This is a genomic window from Streptomyces anthophorae, assembly GCF_049310305.1.
Lineage (GTDB): Bacteria > Actinomycetota > Actinomycetes > Streptomycetales > Streptomycetaceae > Streptomyces.
On record NZ_JBLWQQ010000001.1, the window covers coordinates 8,781,548 to 8,800,713 of the forward strand.

At 72.4% G+C, this 19,166-nt stretch carries 17 protein-coding genes; 7 read left to right on the plus strand and 10 right to left on the minus strand.

What is annotated here, in order from left to right:
* Positions 1-170 precede the first annotated feature (170 nt).
* From ACNYS0_RS40080 to ACNYS0_RS40090, 3 genes are all read right to left on the minus strand, one after another.
* Positions 171-1,913, minus strand: a complete 1,743-nt coding sequence (locus ACNYS0_RS40080; protein WP_422481380.1) for a PP2C family protein-serine/threonine phosphatase — start codon at positions 1,911-1,913, stop codon at positions 171-173.
* A gap of 115 nt (positions 1,914-2,028) precedes the next feature.
* The gene (locus tag ACNYS0_RS40085) at positions 2,029-2,823 is read right to left on the minus strand and encodes a triphosphoribosyl-dephospho-CoA synthase (RefSeq protein ID WP_422481382.1); all 795 of its coding nucleotides are present in this window, start codon (positions 2,821-2,823) and stop codon (positions 2,029-2,031) included.
* 130 nt (positions 2,824-2,953) lie between these two features.
* Positions 2,954-3,481 carry a cupin domain-containing protein gene (locus ACNYS0_RS40090; RefSeq protein ID WP_422481384.1) on the minus strand — a complete coding sequence of 176 codons (528 nt, stop codon included), beginning with the start codon at positions 3,479-3,481 and terminating at the stop codon, positions 2,954-2,956.
* A gap of 239 nt (positions 3,482-3,720) precedes the next feature.
* Between ACNYS0_RS40090 and ACNYS0_RS40095 the strand changes: the two genes are divergently transcribed.
* Positions 3,721-4,560 carry an alpha/beta fold hydrolase gene (locus tag ACNYS0_RS40095; RefSeq protein ID WP_422481386.1) on the plus strand — a complete coding sequence of 280 codons (840 nt, stop codon included), beginning with the start codon at positions 3,721-3,723 and terminating at the stop codon, positions 4,558-4,560.
* Positions 4,561-4,845: 285 nt separating this feature from the next.
* Complete coding sequence (locus tag ACNYS0_RS40100) at positions 4,846-6,504, plus strand: tetratricopeptide repeat protein (RefSeq protein WP_422481388.1); 1,659 nt, start codon at positions 4,846-4,848, stop codon at positions 6,502-6,504.
* Here the strand turns inward: ACNYS0_RS40100 and ACNYS0_RS40105 are convergent.
* The 3 genes from ACNYS0_RS40105 to ACNYS0_RS40115 all read right to left on the minus strand — a co-directional run bounded on the left by ACNYS0_RS40105 (position 6,479) and on the right by ACNYS0_RS40115 (position 9,291).
* On the minus strand, positions 6,479-7,240 hold the full coding sequence (locus ACNYS0_RS40105; protein WP_422481390.1) for a hypothetical protein: 762 nt from the start codon (positions 7,238-7,240) through the stop codon (positions 6,479-6,481). The genes ACNYS0_RS40100 and ACNYS0_RS40105 overlap by 26 nt on opposite strands.
* Before the next feature lie 80 nt (positions 7,241-7,320).
* Positions 7,321-8,055, minus strand: coding sequence for a TetR/AcrR family transcriptional regulator (locus tag ACNYS0_RS40110; protein WP_422481392.1), 735 nt, complete (start codon positions 8,053-8,055; stop codon positions 7,321-7,323).
* 30 nt (positions 8,056-8,085) lie between these two features.
* Positions 8,086-9,291: a serine hydrolase domain-containing protein gene (locus ACNYS0_RS40115; RefSeq protein WP_422481394.1), complete on the minus strand. Its 1,206-nt coding sequence runs from the start codon at positions 9,289-9,291 to the stop codon at positions 8,086-8,088.
* 201 nt (positions 9,292-9,492) lie between these two features.
* Here ACNYS0_RS40115 and ACNYS0_RS40120 point away from each other — a divergent pair, with 201 nt between their 5' ends.
* Positions 9,493-10,374 (plus strand): universal stress protein, encoded by an 882-nt coding sequence (locus tag ACNYS0_RS40120; protein WP_422481396.1) that lies wholly within the window; start codon positions 9,493-9,495, stop codon positions 10,372-10,374.
* 237 nt (positions 10,375-10,611) lie between these two features.
* Entirely contained in the window at positions 10,612-10,833 is a 222-nt protein-coding gene (locus ACNYS0_RS40125; protein ID WP_422481398.1) for a hypothetical protein, read from the plus strand.
* Between the two features lie 2 nt (positions 10,834-10,835).
* On the opposite strand, the gene ACNYS0_RS40130 is transcribed toward ACNYS0_RS40125, so the two are convergent.
* On the minus strand, positions 10,836-11,528 hold the full coding sequence (locus tag ACNYS0_RS40130; protein ID WP_422481400.1) for a DUF899 domain-containing protein: 693 nt from the start codon (positions 11,526-11,528) through the stop codon (positions 10,836-10,838).
* A gap of 265 nt (positions 11,529-11,793) precedes the next feature.
* Between ACNYS0_RS40130 and ACNYS0_RS40135 the strand changes: the two genes are divergently transcribed.
* The 3 genes from ACNYS0_RS40135 (at position 11,794) to ACNYS0_RS40145 (ending at position 17,047) form a co-directional block, all read left to right on the plus strand.
* Positions 11,794-13,608: an alkyl/aryl-sulfatase gene (locus ACNYS0_RS40135; RefSeq protein ID WP_422481402.1), complete on the plus strand. Its 1,815-nt coding sequence runs from the start codon at positions 11,794-11,796 to the stop codon at positions 13,606-13,608.
* A gap of 89 nt (positions 13,609-13,697) precedes the next feature.
* On the plus strand, positions 13,698-15,407 hold the full coding sequence (locus ACNYS0_RS40140) for a SulP family inorganic anion transporter (protein ID WP_422481404.1): 1,710 nt from the start codon (positions 13,698-13,700) through the stop codon (positions 15,405-15,407).
* Positions 15,408-15,547: 140 nt separating this feature from the next.
* Complete coding sequence (locus ACNYS0_RS40145; protein WP_422481406.1) at positions 15,548-17,047, plus strand: hypothetical protein; 1,500 nt, start codon at positions 15,548-15,550, stop codon at positions 17,045-17,047.
* Positions 17,048-17,072: 25 nt separating this feature from the next.
* On the opposite strand, the gene ACNYS0_RS40150 is transcribed toward ACNYS0_RS40145, so the two are convergent.
* The 3 genes from ACNYS0_RS40150 to ACNYS0_RS40160 all read right to left on the minus strand — a co-directional run bounded on the left by ACNYS0_RS40150 (position 17,073) and on the right by ACNYS0_RS40160 (position 19,094).
* Positions 17,073-17,888, minus strand: a complete 816-nt coding sequence (locus ACNYS0_RS40150) for an SAM-dependent methyltransferase (RefSeq protein ID WP_422481408.1) — start codon at positions 17,886-17,888, stop codon at positions 17,073-17,075.
* An 82-nt stretch (positions 17,889-17,970) separates the two neighbouring features.
* Positions 17,971-18,228, minus strand: coding sequence for a DUF397 domain-containing protein (locus ACNYS0_RS40155; protein WP_385755314.1), 258 nt, complete (start codon positions 18,226-18,228; stop codon positions 17,971-17,973).
* Positions 18,225-19,094: a helix-turn-helix domain-containing protein gene (locus tag ACNYS0_RS40160; RefSeq protein WP_422481410.1), complete on the minus strand. Its 870-nt coding sequence runs from the start codon at positions 19,092-19,094 to the stop codon at positions 18,225-18,227. Before ACNYS0_RS40160 ends, ACNYS0_RS40155 begins: the two co-directional genes overlap by 4 nt.
* Positions 19,095-19,166 lie beyond the last annotated feature (72 nt).

Here is a 19,166-nt window from a genome sequence, read left to right on the forward strand (position 1 = left end):
CGGCTGCCGGACGGCCCGGGTCACCCCGACCGTGGCGGTCTGTGCGGGGACCCGATCCAGGACTGATCGAACGTTAAGAGGCCCGCGGTCCCACGACAACCCCCGCGGCGTGAAACGGGGTTGTTCCGGCCGGGTCCGCCGTCCCCGCGGACGGAGGTGCTGATCGGTCGTTAAGGAGCCGGGGGCGGCGTCGAGGTGCGCCGCAGGACGAGGAGTGTCGCATCATCGGAGCGGTGCGGTCCGTCGAGTTCGCCGACGATGCGCTCGGCGTACGCGTTGAGCGCCTCGTGCCCCGTGGCGGGGGCGTCGCCGCGCAGGCACCGCTTCGCCGCGTCGAGAAAGCGTTGCGTGTCGAGGTCGGGGTCGCTGTCGCGGCGCTCGGTCAGTCCGTCGGAGTACATCAGGACGATGTCACCCATGCGCAGCGCCGCGTCCGCCGCCGTGTACCGCACCCCCGACAGGACGCCCAGCGGTGGACCGGGTCCGCCCTCGGGGTCCGGCAGTTGGCTGGCGACCCCGTCCCGTACGAGGACGGGGCGCGGGTGGCCCGCGCAGGTCCAGCGCAGCAGCCCCTGCTCCGGGTGGTAGCTGGCGATGATCGCGGTCGCGGTGGACTCGGCGCCGTCGGCGCAGGCCAACTCGTTGAGCCACTGGGTGAGTTGCTCGACGCGCTGTTCGGTGTAGGCGAGGCCCGCCAGCGCGTAGCGGAGTTTCGCCATGAGGGTGACCGCGGCCAGGCCGTGCCCGCGGGCGTCGCCGAGCGCGACGAGGAGGCGGCCGCCGGGGAGCCTGCGCGCCTTGTACCAGTCGCCACCGACCCCGGCCTCCCGGGCATCGGGCCGGTACACGGCGGTGGCATCGAGGCCCGAGGCGGCCAGTTCGCCCTGGAAGTGGGGGAGGACCGCCTCGCGCAGGACACCGGCGACCTCGGCGACGGCCTCGGCGCGCTCGCGCTGGCGCCGCGCCTCGCGTTCCGCGTGCTCGGCCGTCGCACGGCGGCGCCGTTCGGCGGTCACATCGGTGAGCACGGCGCGCAGCGCCCACACCAGGCCGCCGGGGGCGATCCGCACGGGTTCGGCGGTCATCCGGACCACCCGGGACCCGGCTCCGTTCAGGCGCAGCTCACAGATGCCCGTGCGTTTGCGCAGGATGACGTCGTACAGCGTCCGGTACAGCTCGGGCAGGCTCTCCGGGGTCACGGCCGCCGCCAGTTCGGACAGGGTGGGGACGTCCGCGTGGCCGTCGAGGCCCAGCACCCGGCGGAAGCCGCGGGACGGGTCGACCCCGCCGTCGGCCAGGTTCCACTCCGCCCAGCAGGTGCGCACCAGCTGCTGGGCGGCGGCCGCCATGTGCAGGCGGTGGCCGCGCTCCCAGGTGATCAGGAGGTGCTCGCCGCACGGCGCGACACGGACGTGGTCGTTGATCCGCGCCGGTCCGTTCGTCGTGTTCACGACCCATTCGATCAGCGTGGGCCCCTGCGGGGCGCGCTCGCCCAGCGCGCCGGCCAGCATGTCGGGCAGCGGCGTCCCGGTCAGCGAGGGGAACCGCTCGAACAGCGACACCGGGCCCTCCCAGCGCGGCAGGCTGCCGTGCGGGAGACGCTCGGCGGCATAGGTGCGGGCCGCCGCGTTCTGGGCGACGTAGAGGGCGTCCTGGACGCGGCCGTCGTCGTCCAGGAGCGGGGCGACCAGGAGCGCGGGCGTGGGCAGGGCGTCGAGGACCTCCCGGCTGGAGGGCGCGGGCGGCAGCGTCGAGGACGAGACGGTGGTGGTCGGCGCGCCCTGGGGCCGGCCGGGGTCCTGGTACGACTCGGTGTACTGCCTGATCCGCCGCCGCTGGGCCGCCAGCAGCTCCCTGATCGACCGGAGCGCCAGGTGGGTGCGGGCGTCGGGCACCGCTGAGGTGGCGTCCATACGGGGGAGTGCCTCCTGTGCGCGACGTGGCCGGTGCCCATCAGCCTCGGTGGCCGGGCCGGTGCGGGCCAGTCCGCCTACGCCACACGGTGGCGCGCCACCCGCCGTGCGCCGTTCAGGCGGCGACCGACAGCGGGCGCTCGATCACCGAGTCCAGGAAGAGCAGCACCGTGAGCAGGGCGCCGCTGGCCGCCGGGCAGATCCCGTAGTGGATCATCTCCTCGTCGAGCTCGGACAGCAGCCGGCGGCCCTCGTCGGTCCCTGAGCCGCCCGCGGCCAGGACGGCGGCGGCGTCCTGCCGGATCAGGCGGACGGCCAGCGGGCCCTTCTCCTGCGCGACGCGGACGTCGTCGACGGACGCGATCAGCGTGAGGAGCGCGTCGAGCTGCGCGGTCTCCTCGGGGACGCCGCGCGCCCGCGCCGAGCGCAGGCCCGGCAGGGCGGCGAGGGCGGTCGTGAGATGGCGCCGCTTCTCCTCGACGGGAAGAGCGCGATACCCGTCGCGGAAGTCCCCGGTGGGCTCGACCCGCGCGTCGAGTTCCAGGGCGCGGCGGCAGGCGTCGTCGGCGCTCTCCGCGCCCTGCGCCCAGGCCGCCGCCAGCAGGCACAGCGAGCGGGCGGCGACGTCGAGGCCGTTGAGCGAGGCGACGTAGGGCACCTGGCGCTGCGCGTCGGCGCAGGCCTGCGCGAGCCGCTCCAGATCGCCCCCGGCGCGCGCGGCGGCGTGGAACGAACCGTGCAGTGCGACACCCGCGTCGACGAGGGAGGAGAACACGGTGTTGGCGGGGCTCTGCGCGGTCCGGCAGTCCGGTAGCCCCGGCTTCGGCGTCAGGAACACCTCGCGGGTGAAGGCGGCGACGGCGAGGTCGGCGAGACGGTCGGCGGAGACGTTCGGATCGCTGGCGAGCATGCTGTGTCGCTTCCACTGGACGGCTGGACACGGGCGTCCTGCCCGGGTCGAGACGGGCAAACCGGGACCAAGGTCCTGCGGGCGGGAGGTCGTGAGGCCCTGGATGACCGGCCGGTGAGGAGCGGCGACGCTACGTCGCCGTTCCCGACCCGAAGTCGAAGTCCTCCACGAAATAGCTGTCGTGCCGGACGCGGAACTCCTTGAGCTCATCGGGGCCGCGCTGCGACATCTCGGCGACCCGCTCGAAGTACTCCTCGCGCGGAGCGCCGGGAGCGAAGAGCATGAGCATCGACACCGGGTCGTCGGTCACGTTCCTGAAGGCGTGCAGACCGCCAGCCGGGACGTACAGGAAGTCCCCCTCGCGGCCCGTCGTCCACTTCTCGCCGTCGTAGAGTTCGAGTTCGCCGGACAGGACGTAGAACGACTCCGACATCGCTCGGTGGAAGTGCTCCTTCGCCCCGGCGGAGCGCGGCCCCAACACGCCCTTGTAGAGCCCGAATTCACCTCCGGTCGACTCCTGTGTGGCGAGGTAGCTGGTGGACCCGCCGGGCGAGGTCACCTCCGGTGGTGTGTCGGCCGACCGGAAGGACGCGCTCACCTCGCCCTTGTCGCCGTGGTAGCGGGGCTCCGGGTACCGCATGTTCTCGAAGTACGACATCGTGCGCTCCTTGTCGGCGGATGGGCGGATGGGCGGATGGGCTGGTGGGCCACAAGACTGCCCGGACGGGCCCGGCGCGGCATCGGGCCCGTGAATGATTGACGTGGACCCCCCGGAGGAGGTCCCAGGGCCTAGGTCGCCGACGGCCCTGGTGCACCGGCACACCCATCGGCACTGGTCACCCCGCCGTCCTGCGCACCGAGCGATGAATTCGGGAGGCGGGGCGGGTCTTCCCTGGTATGACCACTGTGAAAGTCAATGACATCGTCCTGGGCATCGAGTCGTTCGGCGCCGAGGGCGCGCCCCCGGTCCTGCTCGTGGGCGGGACGACGATGCTGTCCTGGCCCGACGCGCTGTGCGAGCGCCTCGCGGCGGGCGGGCGCCGGGTGGTGCGCTACGACCTGCGCGACAGCGGAGAGTCCACGGCCGGGGACCCGGAGGCGCCCGACTACACGCTGCGCGACCTCGCCGCCGACGCGGCGGCCCTGGCCGGGGCGCTCGGCGGCGGTCCCGCGCACCTCGCGGGGATCGGCGTCGGCGGGATGGTCGCGCAGGTGGCCGCACTCGACCACCCGGGGGCGTTCTCGGCACTCACCCTGATCGGCACCCGCGCGGTCGCCCCCGGCCCGGTCGACGACGACCTCCCCGATCACGACGGGGCGACGATGGGCCGGCTGTTCTCGAGCCCGATGCCCGACTGGGCCGACCGTGAGGCGGTCGCGGAGTTCGCGGCGGCGGGCGCGGAGGTCATGGGCAACGACCCCGGCGCCGCGCGCTCGGTCGCGGCGCGCGTCTGGGACCGCACGCCCGGCACCGACCCCCAGGTCCAGATGGCCAACCAGCTGGGGATGGTGTTCTCGCGGCTCGACTGCGCACCCCGCTGGCGCGAGCGGCTGCCCGAGATCGGTGTCCCCACCCTCGTGGTCCACGGCCGGCGCGACCCGTTCTTCCCCGTGGGCAACGGCGAGGCGATCGCGAGGGAGGTCCCCGGGGCGCGGCTGCTCGTCCTCGACGAGGCCTCCACCGCGATCCGCGACGCGGACGTCGGCGAGATCGCAGAGGCGATGCTGGTGTTGTGATGGCGGGGTGACGCCCGCCCCGTGCGACATGCAGCAACACCCGCTCCCCTCCAGCGGGTGCTGCCACGTTCATGGACCGCCGGGTGGCCCCGCGGTCCTCGTCATCGTAGGAGAAGCATCAAGTGCCGCACAGTTCCGCCCAGTTGTTGCGACGGAATGGCCGCCGAGGGTGTAGAGGGGCGTTTGGGCCGCGGGAGCCGTCGCAGGGGCGTCGTGTGTGTCAAACGGCTCTGAAGTCAGGGAAGTTGAAGAAGTCCGCTGCCTTCGTGAGGGATCATCGGTGGCATGGCGATCGACGACCTGAGGCGTCAGTACGACGACAGTGTCCGCACGCTGGGCGAGGATCATCCGCAAACGCTCGCCGCGTGCGGAGAGCTGGCCCACGCGTACTACCGGGAACGGAGCTACGTCGAGGCGTTCGGGCTCCAGGAGAGGCTGCTCGCGGGAGTGGTCCGGGTCGTGGGCGCCGACGACCGCGCCACCGTCTCCACGCTCGCCAACCTCGCCTCCATCTGGTTCGCCGGATGGCTCGCGGACGACCGGCCCGAACTCGCCGTACCGCTCCATGAGTTGGCCGTGGCGGAGTGCCGGCGGGTCGCCGGTGCCGAGGAACCCGGCACGCTCTCCGCGCGCAACGACCTCGCCACCGCGTACCTGACGTCCGGGCAGGCAAAGCGTGCCGCCGCGACCTTCGGACACGCACTCGCCGACTGCCGGCGCGTGCTCGGCGAGGGGCACGCACTGACCGGGACGGTGCGGGACAACCTCGCGTCCCTCGCCGCCCTGCCGCTCGGGCGCGAGCGGGACGACGCCGCGCTGGCCCAGGAGATCGCGACGGCGTTCGAGGAGGTCCTCGGTCTGCGGCCCACCGTGGAGGGCGGGCGGGTGAGCGTCGGGATACCGGCGATCGGCGAGACGCTCAGCCTTCCGGTCTGCGACGTCAAACGCGTCACGAGGAGCCGCACGCCCATGGGCGACGCGGCGCTCGAGTTCGTGATGACCGACGGCGACGACGTCACGCCGCTGATCGTCCTCACCGACGACGTGGTGTTCGCCCCCGAGGATCCCGTGCGGGTCCTCCAGTCGCCGATCCCGGTGGTGATCTCGGACGCGCCGCCGCTGATCAGCCTGGCCGAGACCGTCGCCGCCGCCGAGCGCTTCGCGACGAGTGCCACGGAGCCGGGCGCGAACCTCGACACCGTCTCGGCGAAGGGGCTGCTGGTGCGCTGCCAGATCGCGGGCGCGCTGCGGTTCGGCCTGCGGTCACTGGCGGCCGTCGCGTGGTGGCAGCGCGGCTGGGAGGCGTGCGCGGACGACTGGAGCCTGCCGCCCTTCCCGACGGACCCCGTCTGGAACCACTTGGTGCGCTGCGCCTCCGGCCTTGCCCTGCACCCCACCGCCGGCGCGCCGCACGCCAGGGACACGGAAGCCGTCCGGCGGTCCGTCGCCGCGCTCACGGTCGCGGACTTCGCGTCGTTGGAACCGCGGCTGATCGTCGGCCGGTTGGACGAGGAATTCGTCGGGATCTGGAAGTCGCTGGTGCCCATCACCCCGGCGATGTTCACCGAGCTGCTCCTGGACCGGCTGACCGGGGCGCAGGCGGAGGTCGTGCTCTATCCGGAGGGGGCGGGCAGCGTCGACCTGGTGCTGCGGGACGGCGGGGAGAACCGGGCCGTGCTCCAGCTCCGGTTCGACTTCAAGGAGAAGGAGATCACCATGGACGAGGTCCGCATCGCGGCGGACGCGCGGGGGAGCGGTCTGTTCCAGCGCCTTCAGTTCAACACCGAGCGGCTCGCCGGAGCCCTCGGCCTCGACGCGATCCGGATCCTGGCCACCGGCACGGGCAGCCTGGCCTTCGCCAGGGCGGGCTTCCCGCGGGACCGCGAGCTGTACGAGAAGGTGAACAAGCCGGCGAATACTAGGCGGGGGTCCGGCCAGACCTAGTGGCGCGCTGCTTCGGCACCAGTTGCCTGCGCAGCCGCGCCATCGCCTCCGGCCCCACGGCCTCCTGGACGGCGTCCACGAGCTGCCGGCACAGCGCTGCCGCCCGCGCGAGTTCGTCCTTGGCGTCGGCCAGCTCGTCCCTGACGGCGGACGCGTGGCGCGTCGCCGCGGCGCGGCCGAGGTCGCGCACTTCCTGGGCGCGTGCGGCACGCAGGCCGTCGCCGACCGCCAGCAGGTAGTCCGTGCGGTCGATGGCGAGGCCGTCCCGGGTGGCGTGGGACCTGCCGACGGAGAGGGCCTCCTCCAACGCCGCCCGCGGCAGGAAGAACAGGGTCGTCGACGACAGCGCGCTCATCGTGGCCTGCTGCTGCCAGCGCGTCAGCAGACCGGACTTCGCGTCGAGGAACGGCGCCAGTTCCACATAGACCCCCGCGTCGACGGTGGCCAGCAGCTCCTGACACTCGACGAGGGTGCCGCGCACCGCTTCGACCGCCTGTGCCTGTACGCGCACCAGGCCCACGAACTCCTGCGCCGTTCCCGGCCGTTGGGGGCCGTCGACCAGATCTGAGGCAAGGGCCAGCAGCCGCTCCCCGCGTACGCACAGGTCCTGGAGCGCCACCGCGCAGCGCAGCAGCGCGGCCGCCACATCGGTGTCCTGCGCGGTGCGCCGCAGCGTGACGAGCCCGGTGCCGAACTGGGCGAGCAACTCCGCGAGCTTGGACAGCAATCCGAACACGGTCCGGTCCCCTTCCCCGACGCCACGACGGTCCGCGCCCCATCGTCGTGGATGTCCGGCGGCCGTGGGGCCGCATCGCCTCATCGGGGCTCGTGGGGTGCCCGCAACTCCACCGCGTCGAGCAGCAGCCCGAGGACCGTCTCGAACTGGTCGTCCTCATCCGCGGCGGCCAGGTGCGGCGCGACCGACGCGAGGTGCGGATAGGCGGTCGGCGACACGGCCAGGTACTCGCGCCGCCAGGCCAGCCGGTCGCCTTCCCGCGCCGCGCCGTCCAGCGCGGCGAGGGCGGCCTCCTGGGCGCCCATGGCGAGGGCGGTGTCGGCGAGCGCGCGGTAGTAGCGGGCGGCCTCCCGGTCGCCGAAACCGGCCTGCTTGAGCGCGCCGATGACGAGGTCGGCGCCCCGGAACTCGGCGTCGCGCCGCGAGACCCGCCCTGCCACGACGGCGGCGACCTGCGGATGGGTGAGGCAGGCGCTGCGGACGCGGCGGGCCAGACCGGCCAGGGTCTCGCGCCAGGAGTCGGTCGGCTCGTACCCCGTGACCGCCTCCTCGATCAGCTGCTCGGCGAGCCCGAGGAGGATGTCCTCCTTGCCGGAGAAGTGGCGCAGCACGGCGGTGTGGTTGGAGCCGAGTTCGGCGCCGAGGCGGCGCAGGGTGAGGGCGTCGGGTCCCTCGCGTTCGACGAGGGTGCGGGCGGCGTCCAGGATCCGGTCCCGGTTCAGCGCGGTGGACGGCGGCCGGCCGCGCCGGGCGGGGGCGGCGGCACGGGCGGCCGGTGCGGAGGCGCTGCCGCCGTGGACGCCGTGGTCTGTCATGGCGTCAATCCTATGCACCGGCCCGCCCCGTCACTCCGCCTCGGAGAGGTGCTCGACCAGGGCCGAAAGCGCCGCCACGGTCTCGGCGTCCCGGTCCGGATCCTCGGCCACGGGCCAGGCGCTGGTCTTCACCACGACGACGTCCGCCACCGGATCGACCCAGAGGAACTGCCCGTAGATGCCGAGCCCCGTGAAGGCGCGGTGCTCGCCGCCGAGCGTCCACCACTGGTTCGCGTAGCCGTAGTGCGCCGGGTAGAGCTCGCTGAGCGCTCCCGGCCGCAGGAACTCCTTGCCGCTGCCGCGTCCGCGCTCGACCCATGCCTCGGGCACGATCCGCTCGCCGTCGACGGCGCCGCCGCGCGCCATGAGCAGCCCCACCCGGGCCATGTCCCGCACCGTCGCGTTGAACGATCCGCCGCCGACGGCGGTCCGCGGACGTCCGCGGGTGAGCCCGTAGTACGCGTCCGTCTCCGCGCCGATCCTGCTCCACAGCCGCTCGGCGGCGTACCGCGCCAGCGGCATGCCGGTGGCGCTCTCGAGGACCCAGCCGAGGACCTGCGTGTCGAGCGTCGAGTAGTTGAAGAACGTGCCGGGATCCGCGCCCGGGTCGACGGAGCGGACCACGTCGAGCACCGAGCCACGGCCGGCCACGGCCCGCATCAGACGGTTGACCGGGGCCTGCGGGTCCTCGTAGTCCTCGACACCGCCTGCGCCGCTCGTCATGTCGAGCAGATCCGCGACCGTCGGCCCGTCGTAGGCCGACCCGGCCAGCTCGGGGCAGTACGTCACCACCTTGTCGTCGGGCGAGCCGAGGGCGCCCTCCGCCAGGGCGATGCCGAGCAGCACCGAGGTCACCGACTTGGTGAGCGAGAAGAGCTGGAAGCGGCGGGCGGGCCCGCCGAACCGGCCCGGGTAGCTCTCGTGCACGAGCCGCCCGCGGTGCAGGACGGCGAACCCGGTGGTGTGCGTGCGCGCGTGCAGCTCCTCCAGGGTGCGGCGCGAGCCCCGGAACTCGTACGTGAACCCGGGCGGCAGCTCGCCCTGGGGCAGCGGGCGCTCGTGCGCGGCGGCGGGCACGGGCGCCACCGGCAGCACCGTCGACATGTGCGTGAACGTCCACTCGTTGACGGGTCGCCGGAACGCGACCTCCTCCTGGTGCCGCCACAGCCAGGCCATCCCCGCCCCGGCGGCGGCGACCGCCGTTCCGCCTGCCATCCATCGCGCCGTGCGTGCCATGCGTGTGCTCCCGAGGGCTCTCCAGCGATTTATGAACCAATGGTGACACCGGTGGTTCGTCGAGGGCAATGGGCTGTCGACGGTGAGGAGGGAGAACGCGGCGCGAGGGCTCGCCGTGCGCCGCCCGGCGGACCGGGTCAGTCTTGAACCGGGCCGCACGGGCGGCCGAGGACGGTGCCGGGATCGACAGGGAGCGCGCGCATGGCAGGCCATGTACTGGTCGGGGCCGACGGATCCGATTCGAGCCTGGAGGCGGTGGCGATCGCGGCCCGGGAGGCGCGGGCGCGTGGCCTCGGACTGCGGATCGTGCATGCCTTCATCTGGCCCATGATGCGCGCCGCCGGATTCGCGGCGGCCGCCGATGCGCTGCGCGGACAGGCCGATGCCGTGGTCGCGTCGGCCGTCGAGCACGCCCGCGCCGCGGAACCGGAGCTCGCGGACATCGAGGGCGAGGTCGTCACGGGTGAGCCGCTGACCATCCTGACGGTCCGCTCGGCGGAGGCGGACCTGGTCGTCGTCGGCAGCCGGGGGCTCGGGGCCTTCACCGGGCTCCTGATCGGCTCGGTCGCGGTGTATCTGGCCGCGCACGCCGAGTGCCCCGTGCTCGTCGTCCGGAGCCGGGCCGACGCGGGCGGCCTCGTCGCCGTCGCCGTCGACTCCTCCGGGGACGCGCAGGCCGCGGTCGAGGCCGCGTTCGGCGAGGCCGAGCGCCACGGCACCGGACTGCTCGCCCTGCACGTCTGGAACACCTGGTCCGCCGAGGGCCCCGAACGCCCCGGCGCCCTGACCCCGCTCGTCTCCAACTTCAGCGAGCTGCGCAAGGCGGCCGGGCAGACCCTCACCGACGCCCTCGCCCCGGGCCTGGTCGCCCACCCGCACATCTCCGTGGAGCGGCGGCTGCTGGAGGGCCGGGTGCGCCCCACCCTGATCGAGGCGTCCAAGGAGGCCAGGATGATCGTCGTGGGCGCCCGCGGCCGGGGCGGCTTCAGGGGCCTGATCATGGGCTCGGTCAGCCAGGCCCTGCTCCACCACGCGCACTGCCCGGTCCTCGTCGTCCGGGACGGCCGCGAGGACGACGCGTGAGCGGTCCGCGGCCGCACCCCGCTCGGCTGCGGACTCTTCCAGGGTGTACGCGAACCGCGCCGACGCAAGCGGCACCCGCTGCCCGCCGACGCCGGGTTCGCGGAGGTCGACCGGGCGCTGTGGGACCTGATTCGGCGACCTCCGCTCACTGTCCGTGACGTCGCGGTTGGACACTGCCCGGCAGCGTCTGGCAAGGTCGCCGGTCCGATCCCGTGAAGACCCGATGGGAGGGGCGCGATGACCGAAGTGAACACCATCAGCGTCGAGGAAGCGACAGCCGTCGCGCGGCTGCGCATGAACACCACGACGCTCGACATCCCCAAGGACTTCGACCGCTGGTCGCCCGACGACATGTCGGACTGGCTCGAACAGACCGAGGACGACCCGAACGTCTCCGACGAAGACTTCTACGAGGCCCGCACGACCGTGAACAGAGTGCTGGGCGTCGAGGACGCCTGACCTCAGCCGCGCTCGCCGTAGGCCGCCGCGATCTCCTGCGGCGACGCCCACCGGCTGTACGTCGGTGACTTGGGCCAACCCGCGGGGGAGTCCTGCCACTCCTCCTGCCGGCCGTACGGCAGCAGGTCGACGAGGCCGAACAGATAACTCAGCTGCTCGGTGCCGCGGCCGTCGGTGTGCCAGGTTCGGTACACCGTGTCGCCGTCGCGCAGGAACACGTTGACCGCGAACCCGGCGTTCGGCGGCGCGCCGAGGTCGGCGCCGAACGGGCTGTTCGCGGTGGAGTACCAGGTCATCGTGTTGCCGACCTTGCGCCGGTACGCGAGCGCCTCGTCGATCGGCCCCTGCGTGACGATCACGAAGCGGGCGTCGAACTTCTCGAGCCCCGCGAGCCGGGTGAACTGGGACGTGAAGCCGGTGCAGCCGCCGCACTGCCACTCCGCGCCCGCGTGCCACATGTGGTGGTAGACGATCAACTGCGGGTGCTCACCGAAGACTTCGGCGAGCCGCACCGGGCCGTCCTCCCCCTCCAGCACGTAGTCGGGCATCTCGACCATCGGCAGCCGGCGCCGCTGCGCGGCGATGGCGTCGAGCTCCCGAGTGGCGGCCTTCTCGCGGACCCGCAGCGCCGCCAGTTCCTTCTCCCACGTGGCGCGGTCGACGACGGGCGGCAGGGCGTTCCCGGTGGTGGTCATGGTGCCTCCGGACGGTGAGGTGCGGTGCGCGCGCGGCGCGTTCTGCCTTACGTGGGTGGGGACCGCCGCGGGCACGGAAAGTCATCGGTGGGCGCCGCGTCTCCTCAAGATCCCTTCCGGCCGGACCTCACCCGTTCGGCCCAGCCCCGATGGTCCGGCCCCAGGCGTGGCCAGAGGCTGGGGCACCAGGGCCCGTGGCGGCGGGACCCGCGCAAGGGGCGGGACCGTGGCCGGTGCGGAGCCCCGGTACCTGAGGAGGGACCCGATGCCCGCGCACGATCTGCCTCCGGACGACGGAAGCGACGCGGCGGACGCCGACAAGGGGTTCGTGGCGGCCCTGGAGCCCGGCGTCGTCAAGAACGCCGACGGTGTGACCGTCTGGAACAGCGACGCCTTCGCGTACCTGAGGGAGCGCCCGGAGCCCGCGGACACCGTCGACCCGAGCCTGTGGCGGCAGGCCGCACTCTGCGCGCGGCAGGGTCTCTACGAGGTCACCGACGGCGTGTACCAGGTGCGCGGCCTCGACCTGTCGAACATGTCGCTGATCGAGGGCGCGCGCGGCGTCGTCGTCGTGGACCCGCTGGTGTCCGCCGAGACGGCCGCCGCGGCGCTCGGCCTGTACCGGGCGCACCGCGGGGACCGGCCGGTGACCGCGGTGATCTACACGCACCCGCACTTCGACCACTTCGGCGGCGTGATGGGCGTGATCAGCCCGGACTCCGACGTGCCGGTCGTGGCGCCCGAGCACTTCATGGAGCACGCGGTCTCCGAGAACGTCTACGCGGGCACCGCGATGATCCGGCGCGGCATGTACTTCTCCGCCTTCGGCACCCCGGTCGGGCCCACCGGGCAGGTCAACATGGGGCTCGGGATGGCCACGTCGTCGGGCTCGGTGGGCCTGATCCCGCCGAGCGTGACCATCACCAGAACCGGTCAGGAAGAGGTCCTGGACGGCGTGAAGTTCGTCTTCCAGATGACCCCGGGCACCGAGGCGCCCGCCGAGATGAACTTCTACCTGCCCGACCGGCGCGCCCTGTGCATGGCCGAGAACGCCTGCCACACCCTCCACAACCTGCTCACCCTGCGCGGCGCCCAGGTCCGCGACGCCCGCATGTGGTCGCGCTATCTGAACGAGGCCCTCGAACTCTTCGGCCACGAGGCCGAGGTCGTCTACGCCTCCCACCACTGGCCGACCTGGGGCACGGACCGCATCGCCCATTTCCTGAGCCAACAGCGCGACCTGTACGGCTACTTGCACGACCAGACGCTGCGCCTGATGAACTCCGGACACACCGGCATCGAGATCGCCGAGGAGATGCAGCTCCCGCCCGGCCTGGAGAAGGCCTGGCACACGCGTGGGTACTACGGTTCCGTCTCCCACGACGTAAGGGCCATCTACCAGCGCTACATGGGCTGGTTCGACGGCAACCCCGCCCATCTGTGGCAGCACCCGCCGCAGGCCCAGGGCGAGCGGTACGTGCGCGCGCTCGGCGGCGCCGACCGGGCCGTCGCGACCGCCCGCTCCTTCGCCGACGAGGGCGACCTGCGCTTCGCCGCGGAACTCGCCTCCCATGTCGTCTTCGGCGCCCCCGACCACACCGGCGCCAGGGAACTGCTCGCCGATGTGCTGACCCGGCTCGGGTACGGCGCCGAGTGCGCGACGTGGCGCAACTTCTTCCTCGAAGGGGCGCACGAGCTGACGGAGGGCGTCCCGAAGACCCCGATCGCGCTCGCGTCGAGCATGGCCTCCGCCCTCTCGGTGACGCAGATCTTCGACTCGCTCGCCATCCGCGTCAACGGGCCGCGCGCCTGGGACGTGCAGCTCAGCATCGTGTGGAAGGTGATCGACCTCGCGGAGACGCACCGCATGGAACTCTCCAACGGAGCGCTCGTCCACTTCCCCGAGCCCCGCGACACCGAGGCCGACCTGACCGTGACACTCACCAAGGCCCAACTCCTCGGCATCCTGGCGGGCCACGGCCTCGACGGCATCGGCCAGCAGGGCGACGCGGCGGCCCTGGCCCGGCTGTTCGGCCTCCTGGACGAGCCGGACCCGAACTTCGCCATCGTGACGCCTTGAGACGACCGGCCATCCGGCGCACGGTCCGGCCGCGGGCGGCCGACCCTTCCACGCCGTGTCCGGATCGGCACAAGGAGGGGTGGTGGCGGATGGGTGCGGCGAGGCGCGGCGGTCCGAAGGCGTGGCTGCGCGGTCTCGGGCGCCCCAGCTCCGCCGACGTGGCCGGCGGCGCGGTGACCGGACTGTTCTCCATCCCGGAGGGCATGGCGTACGCGGCCATCGCCGGCTTCAACCCGGTGGCGGGCCTGTACGCGGGCGTCGTGCCCGCGATCGTCGGCTCGCTGACCTCCCGTACGGTCCTGATGGTCACCACGCTCACCAGCGCCATCGCCCTGACCTCGCAGAGCGTGCTCTCCGACGCCGGGCTCGACCCGAAGAGCGCGGGCAACATCGCGATGCTGACCGTGCTCGTCGGCGTCGTCATGCTGCTGATGGGTGTGCTGCGGCTCGGCGTCGTGATGAGCTTTGTGTCGAACGCCGTCATGACCGGCTTCGCCACCGGGATCGCTCTCCAGATCATCGTCGGAGTCCTCAAGGACGCCACCGGCTACACCCCGCGGGGCCACAACAAGCTGTACCAGGTGGGGGACTGGCTGGCGCACGCCGGCGACTGGCAGGGCGCGGCGACCCTCGTCGCCGTTGTCACGGTCGCGGTGTGGGCGGCGACCCGCGCGGTGCGGCGCCTGGAGTCGGTGGCGCTGCTGGTGGCGATGGTGGTCGTCAGCGTCGGGGTGGCCGTGGCGGGCACGGACGTCGAACTGGTGCGGGACATCGCACACATCCCCGGCGCCCTGCCCTCGTTCACCGCCCCCGATCTGTCGGCGCTCCCGGACCTGCTCACCGGCGCCTGCTCCGTCGCCCTGGTCGCCCTCGCGCAGGCCGCGGGCATCTCCCCGTCCATGCCGAACCCCGACGGCTCCCGCTCCGACGTCGACGCCGACTTCCGCTCGCAGGGCTGCGCCAACGTCCTCGGCGGCCTCTTCCAGGCGCTGCCCAGCGGCGGTTCGATGTCACGGACCGGCGTCGCGGTGAGCGCGGGCGCCCGCACCCGCTGGGCCGGCGTGATCTCCGGCGTCTTCCTCGCCCTGGTCGTCCTGGTCTGCGGATCGCTCGCCGAACGCATCCCCATGCCGGTCATCGGCGGCCTGATCCTGGTGGTCGGCGGCGAACTGATCTGGGGCAAGCGCCGCGACATCGCGCTCGTGCTGCGCACCTCAAGGATGTCGTCGGCCGCGATGATCCTGACCTTCCTGGCCACCACCCAGCTCCCGCTCCAGCAGGCCATCGTCATCGGCGCGGTCCTGTCCCTGCTCCTGTACTGCGCCCAGGCCGCCCGCCAGGCGAGACTCATCGCCCTGACCCGCGGGCCGGACGGCACCTGGCACACCGGGACGCCGCCGAAGCGGCTGCCCGCCGGCGAGGTCACGGTCCTCGACTACGCGGGAACGTCCTTCTTCGCCGAACTCCCGCACATCGAGAACGAGTTGCCGTCGCCCGACGGGGCCCGCGACGCGGTCCTCGTCCTCGTCGTCCGCACCCTCCCCGACGTCCCGTCCTCCGCGGTGATCAAACTCCTCGACCGTTACGCCCGCTCCCTCGACAAGGCCGGCGCCCGCCTGATCCTCGCGGGCGCGCGACCCTCCCTCGTCCGCGTCCTGAAGTCGACGGGCCTGAGCGAACGTCTCGGCATCGTCCCGGCCGCCCCCGAACTCCTCGGCCCGCTGGCGGCGGCGGAAGCGGAGGCGCGGGAGTGGATCGAGGGGCGGCGGGAGGAAGGTCCCGCGCCCGTCACGGAGTGACCAGCGGGAATTCCGGGCCGAGGCAGTCGCGGAGCCCCCGTGCGGGGGAGGCCGATGTCACCGAAGGTGTCTCGTAGGGTGCCTTCACGGGACCCGTCGACCAGCGGGGCCGGTGAAGGACCGAGCACGGGGGAGTGGCAATGCGGCGGATACGCGGACAGGGCCGGCGCTTCGGGGCGCGGGCGGCGGCGCTGGTGACAGGGACGCTGCTGGCCGTGACCGGGGCGGTGGTTCCGGCTCTGGCGCAGGACCAGGTCCGGCTCACCCTCGATGTCCCCGAGGCATCCGGACTCTACGACCCCGACGAGGGCGCCGAGGCACGCTTCGACGCCCCCAGGATGCTGGTGCAGCCGCACGGCGGCGTGGCCCGCAATGTCGAGATCACCGTGGACGCCCGTGAGCTGAAGACCGTCGGGACCATGACACCGGGGCACCGCTGCACCGGGGACGACGACGTGTTCCGCTGCCGCTTCGACCCGCGCTCATTGCGGTACGCGTCCCACTTCAGCCCGTTCCACCTGCGTGGCAAGGACGGTGTCGACCCGGGGGACGGCGGCACCGTGCACCTCACCGCACGGGCCGACAATGCCGCGGACGTACGCGCGGACATGCGGATGGATGTCCAGCCGCCCGACCTGACACCGGCCGGTGCGGAGCGAGTGCCCGGCCTGGTCGAGCCGAAGGAGCCGGTCGAGCTCCGGCCGGGCCTCGCCAACGAGAGCCGCTGGCCGGTCGAGAGGTTCGGGCTGCGGATGTCCTCATACGGCCGTCATCTGACGGTGGACCAGAAGTACCGCAACTGCTGGTACCCCGACACCGAGGACGACGCCTCCGACGCGGGGCTGGCGGGGACCGAACTCGCCTGGTGCGAGTTCGACACACCATTGCCCGCGCACACCGCCTGGCGGATCGTCCGGCCGATGATCGGGCACCTGGATGCGGACATGCCCGCGGAGAGCGTCCGCTATCAACTGCTCTACGAGGCACGGGACAAGGCGGCCTACCCGCACCGGGGAAGCGGTCCGGAGCTGAAACTCGAACGCGTTCCCACCGGTGACATCAAGAAGAGCCGCAACGCCTGGGGCTCACTGATCGTGCGCGGCACCGCGCAGGTCGACTACGCCCCGGTCGTCGAGGGGCCCGTCCGCGGCAAGGTCGGGCAGACCGTGTCGGTGCGCATCGGCGCGCGCAACGTCAACGGGGGCAAGCTGCCCGGCATCAACCCGGACCGCTTCGAGATCGTCCCGCCCGAGGGCACCACGATCACCGGCACGCCGTACACGGTGGACGGCGACCCGATGGACAACGCGTGCAAGCGCCCGGCGAAGGGCTCCCGCGCGTGGCGGTGCGGCCTGGGCAGCGACGCGTTCGAGCAGATAGACGGCCGCAAGGGCGCCCGCACCACCGTGACCGTGCGCGTCCGCATCGACGACAACGTGCCCGGTGCGCGCGGCACGGTCCGCGTCGTCGGCACGTACGACCGCACGCACGACAACGACAGCGCCGCGCTCGCGACCGACATCAGCGGTCGCGAGCGGACCTCTCCGCTCGCCATCGGCGGGGCGGCCGCGGGTGCCCTCGTGGTCGTGGCGGGAGGCGTGGTGCTCACCCGCCGTTGTCTGAGGAGCAGGCGGAGCTGAGGACTCCGGCCCCGCCCGCGCCCGCTCAGTGCTTGATGCCCACGCCCGCAAGCAGGCTGATCTCGGCGTCCGCGATCTCCGTCCCGTCCTCGGGGTTGTCGCGGCGCCAGCGGTGGCAGCAGATGATGCCGGGCTCGATCAGGTCGAGACCGTCGAAGAAGCGGCGGACGTCGCTGTGCGAGCGGAACTGCACCGGCGTCCCGGAGTTGGTGTACGCCTCCGCCACCCCGTTCCACGTCTCGGGGTCGAAGTCGGGCGTGCAGTGGTTCATCGCGAGGGCGCTGCCCGGCGGGAGCGGCTCGAGCAGCCGGCGCACGATCGCGTACGGGTCGTGCGGGTCCGTGACGAAGTGCATCAGGGCGTTGAGGGAGAGCGCGATGGGCTTGTCGAAGTCCAGGACCTCGGCGTCCTGCACGGCGTCGAGCAGCGACTCGGGGTCGGTGACCGTGGCCTCGATGTAGGCCGTACGTCCCTGGGTGGTGCTGCGCATGAGGCGCTCGGCGTACTTGAGGACCAGCGGGTCGTTGTCGGCGTAGACGACGCGGGCCTCGGGCACGAGGGACTGGGCGACCTGGTGCAGATTCGGCTCGGTGGGGATGCCCGTGCCGATGTCGAGCCACTGGCGGATGCCGTGCTCCTGCGCCAGGACGCGGGTGGCCCGGTGCATGAACGCGCGGTTCTCGCGGGCGGTGACAGGCAGGCCGGGGTGGGCCTTGGCGGCGACCATGGCCGCCTCCTTGTCGACCTCGAAGTGGTCCTTGCCACCGAGGAAGTAGTCGTACATCCGGGCCGAGTGGGCCTTGCTGGTGTCGAGGTCCCGGCCGGACTGCCTGGTGGTCATGTGCTCCCCTTCATCGGTGTGACTGTCGGTCCACAGGCCGGGAACGCTAGCGGTGTCGGCGCCCCTCCCGCAGGCCACCGGCTCAACCGGCGGCCAAGTGATCGGCCATGCCCTGCTTCACGCCGCGCACGAACGCGGCGATCTCCTCCGGTGTGTAGATCAGCGCGGGACCCGCCGGGTCGGTCGACTGCCGCACGGCCACGCGGCCGTCGGCCAGCAGCTTCGTCTCGACGCACTGTCCACCGTTGGGCCCGCTCCAGGGACGCTCCCAGCCCTGCTCCCCGAGGTTGCGGGCCGGCATCCCGTTGTAGACGCCCTCTTCGACTTCGACCACCGTCATGTTGAGTACTCCTTGCGCATACGGTTCAAGAGCGCCCTGCTGTCATCCGACGACGTCAGCAACGCCAAACGCGAATGCGCCTCTAGATGGGCGACCACGTCCGCGCGCTGGTCCAAATAGACGGATGCGGACAGAAGTTCGCTGTAGACGATGTCGGGCAGCTCGGGTTCCTCGAACCGGAAGTACGTGAACGGGGCGCACGCCCCGACATGCGCGCCCGCGGAGAACGGCACGATGTCCAGGCTGATGTGCGGTAGCTCGGACACGTCCAGGAGGCGCTCGATCTGCTCCCGCATCACGTCGGGGCTGCCCACCTCCTTGTGCAGGACCGCCTCCTCCATGACCACCCACAAGGTGGGGGCGTCCTCCTTCTCCAGGAGGCCCTGGCGGCGCAGGCGCAGCGCCACGCGGCGCTCGAGGTCCTCCTCGCTGCCGTTCGGCAGCCCGCCGCGCAGCACCGCGCGTGCGTAGTCGGGGGTCTGCAAGAGGCCCGTGACGTACTGGGGTTCGTAGGTGCGCAGGGTCTTGGCGTCGGTCTCCAGGCTGACGTAGGCGGTGAACCAGCTGGGGACGGCGTCCCGGTAGGAGTGCCACCAGCCCGGCTCGTTGGCCTGCTCGGCGAGGTCGACGAACTCGTCGATCTCCTGCCGGCCCGCGCCGAAGGTCTCCAGGAGCTTCTCCACATAGAGAGGCTTCAGCGCCACTTCGGCCTTTTCCAGCCGCCTGATCGTCAGGGTCTTCACGCGCAGTGCCTTCGCCGCGTCCTCCAGCGAGGCACCGGCAGCCAGACGCATGTCCTGCAGCCGACGGCCGAGGATCATGCGCAGCACTGTCGGCGCGCTGGTAGCAGAACGGGCCTCACTCACGCCCAACCTCCTGAGGATTCATCAACAAGAGCATTCTTGCAGTGACTTGATGATGACGCCAGGGTGATACCC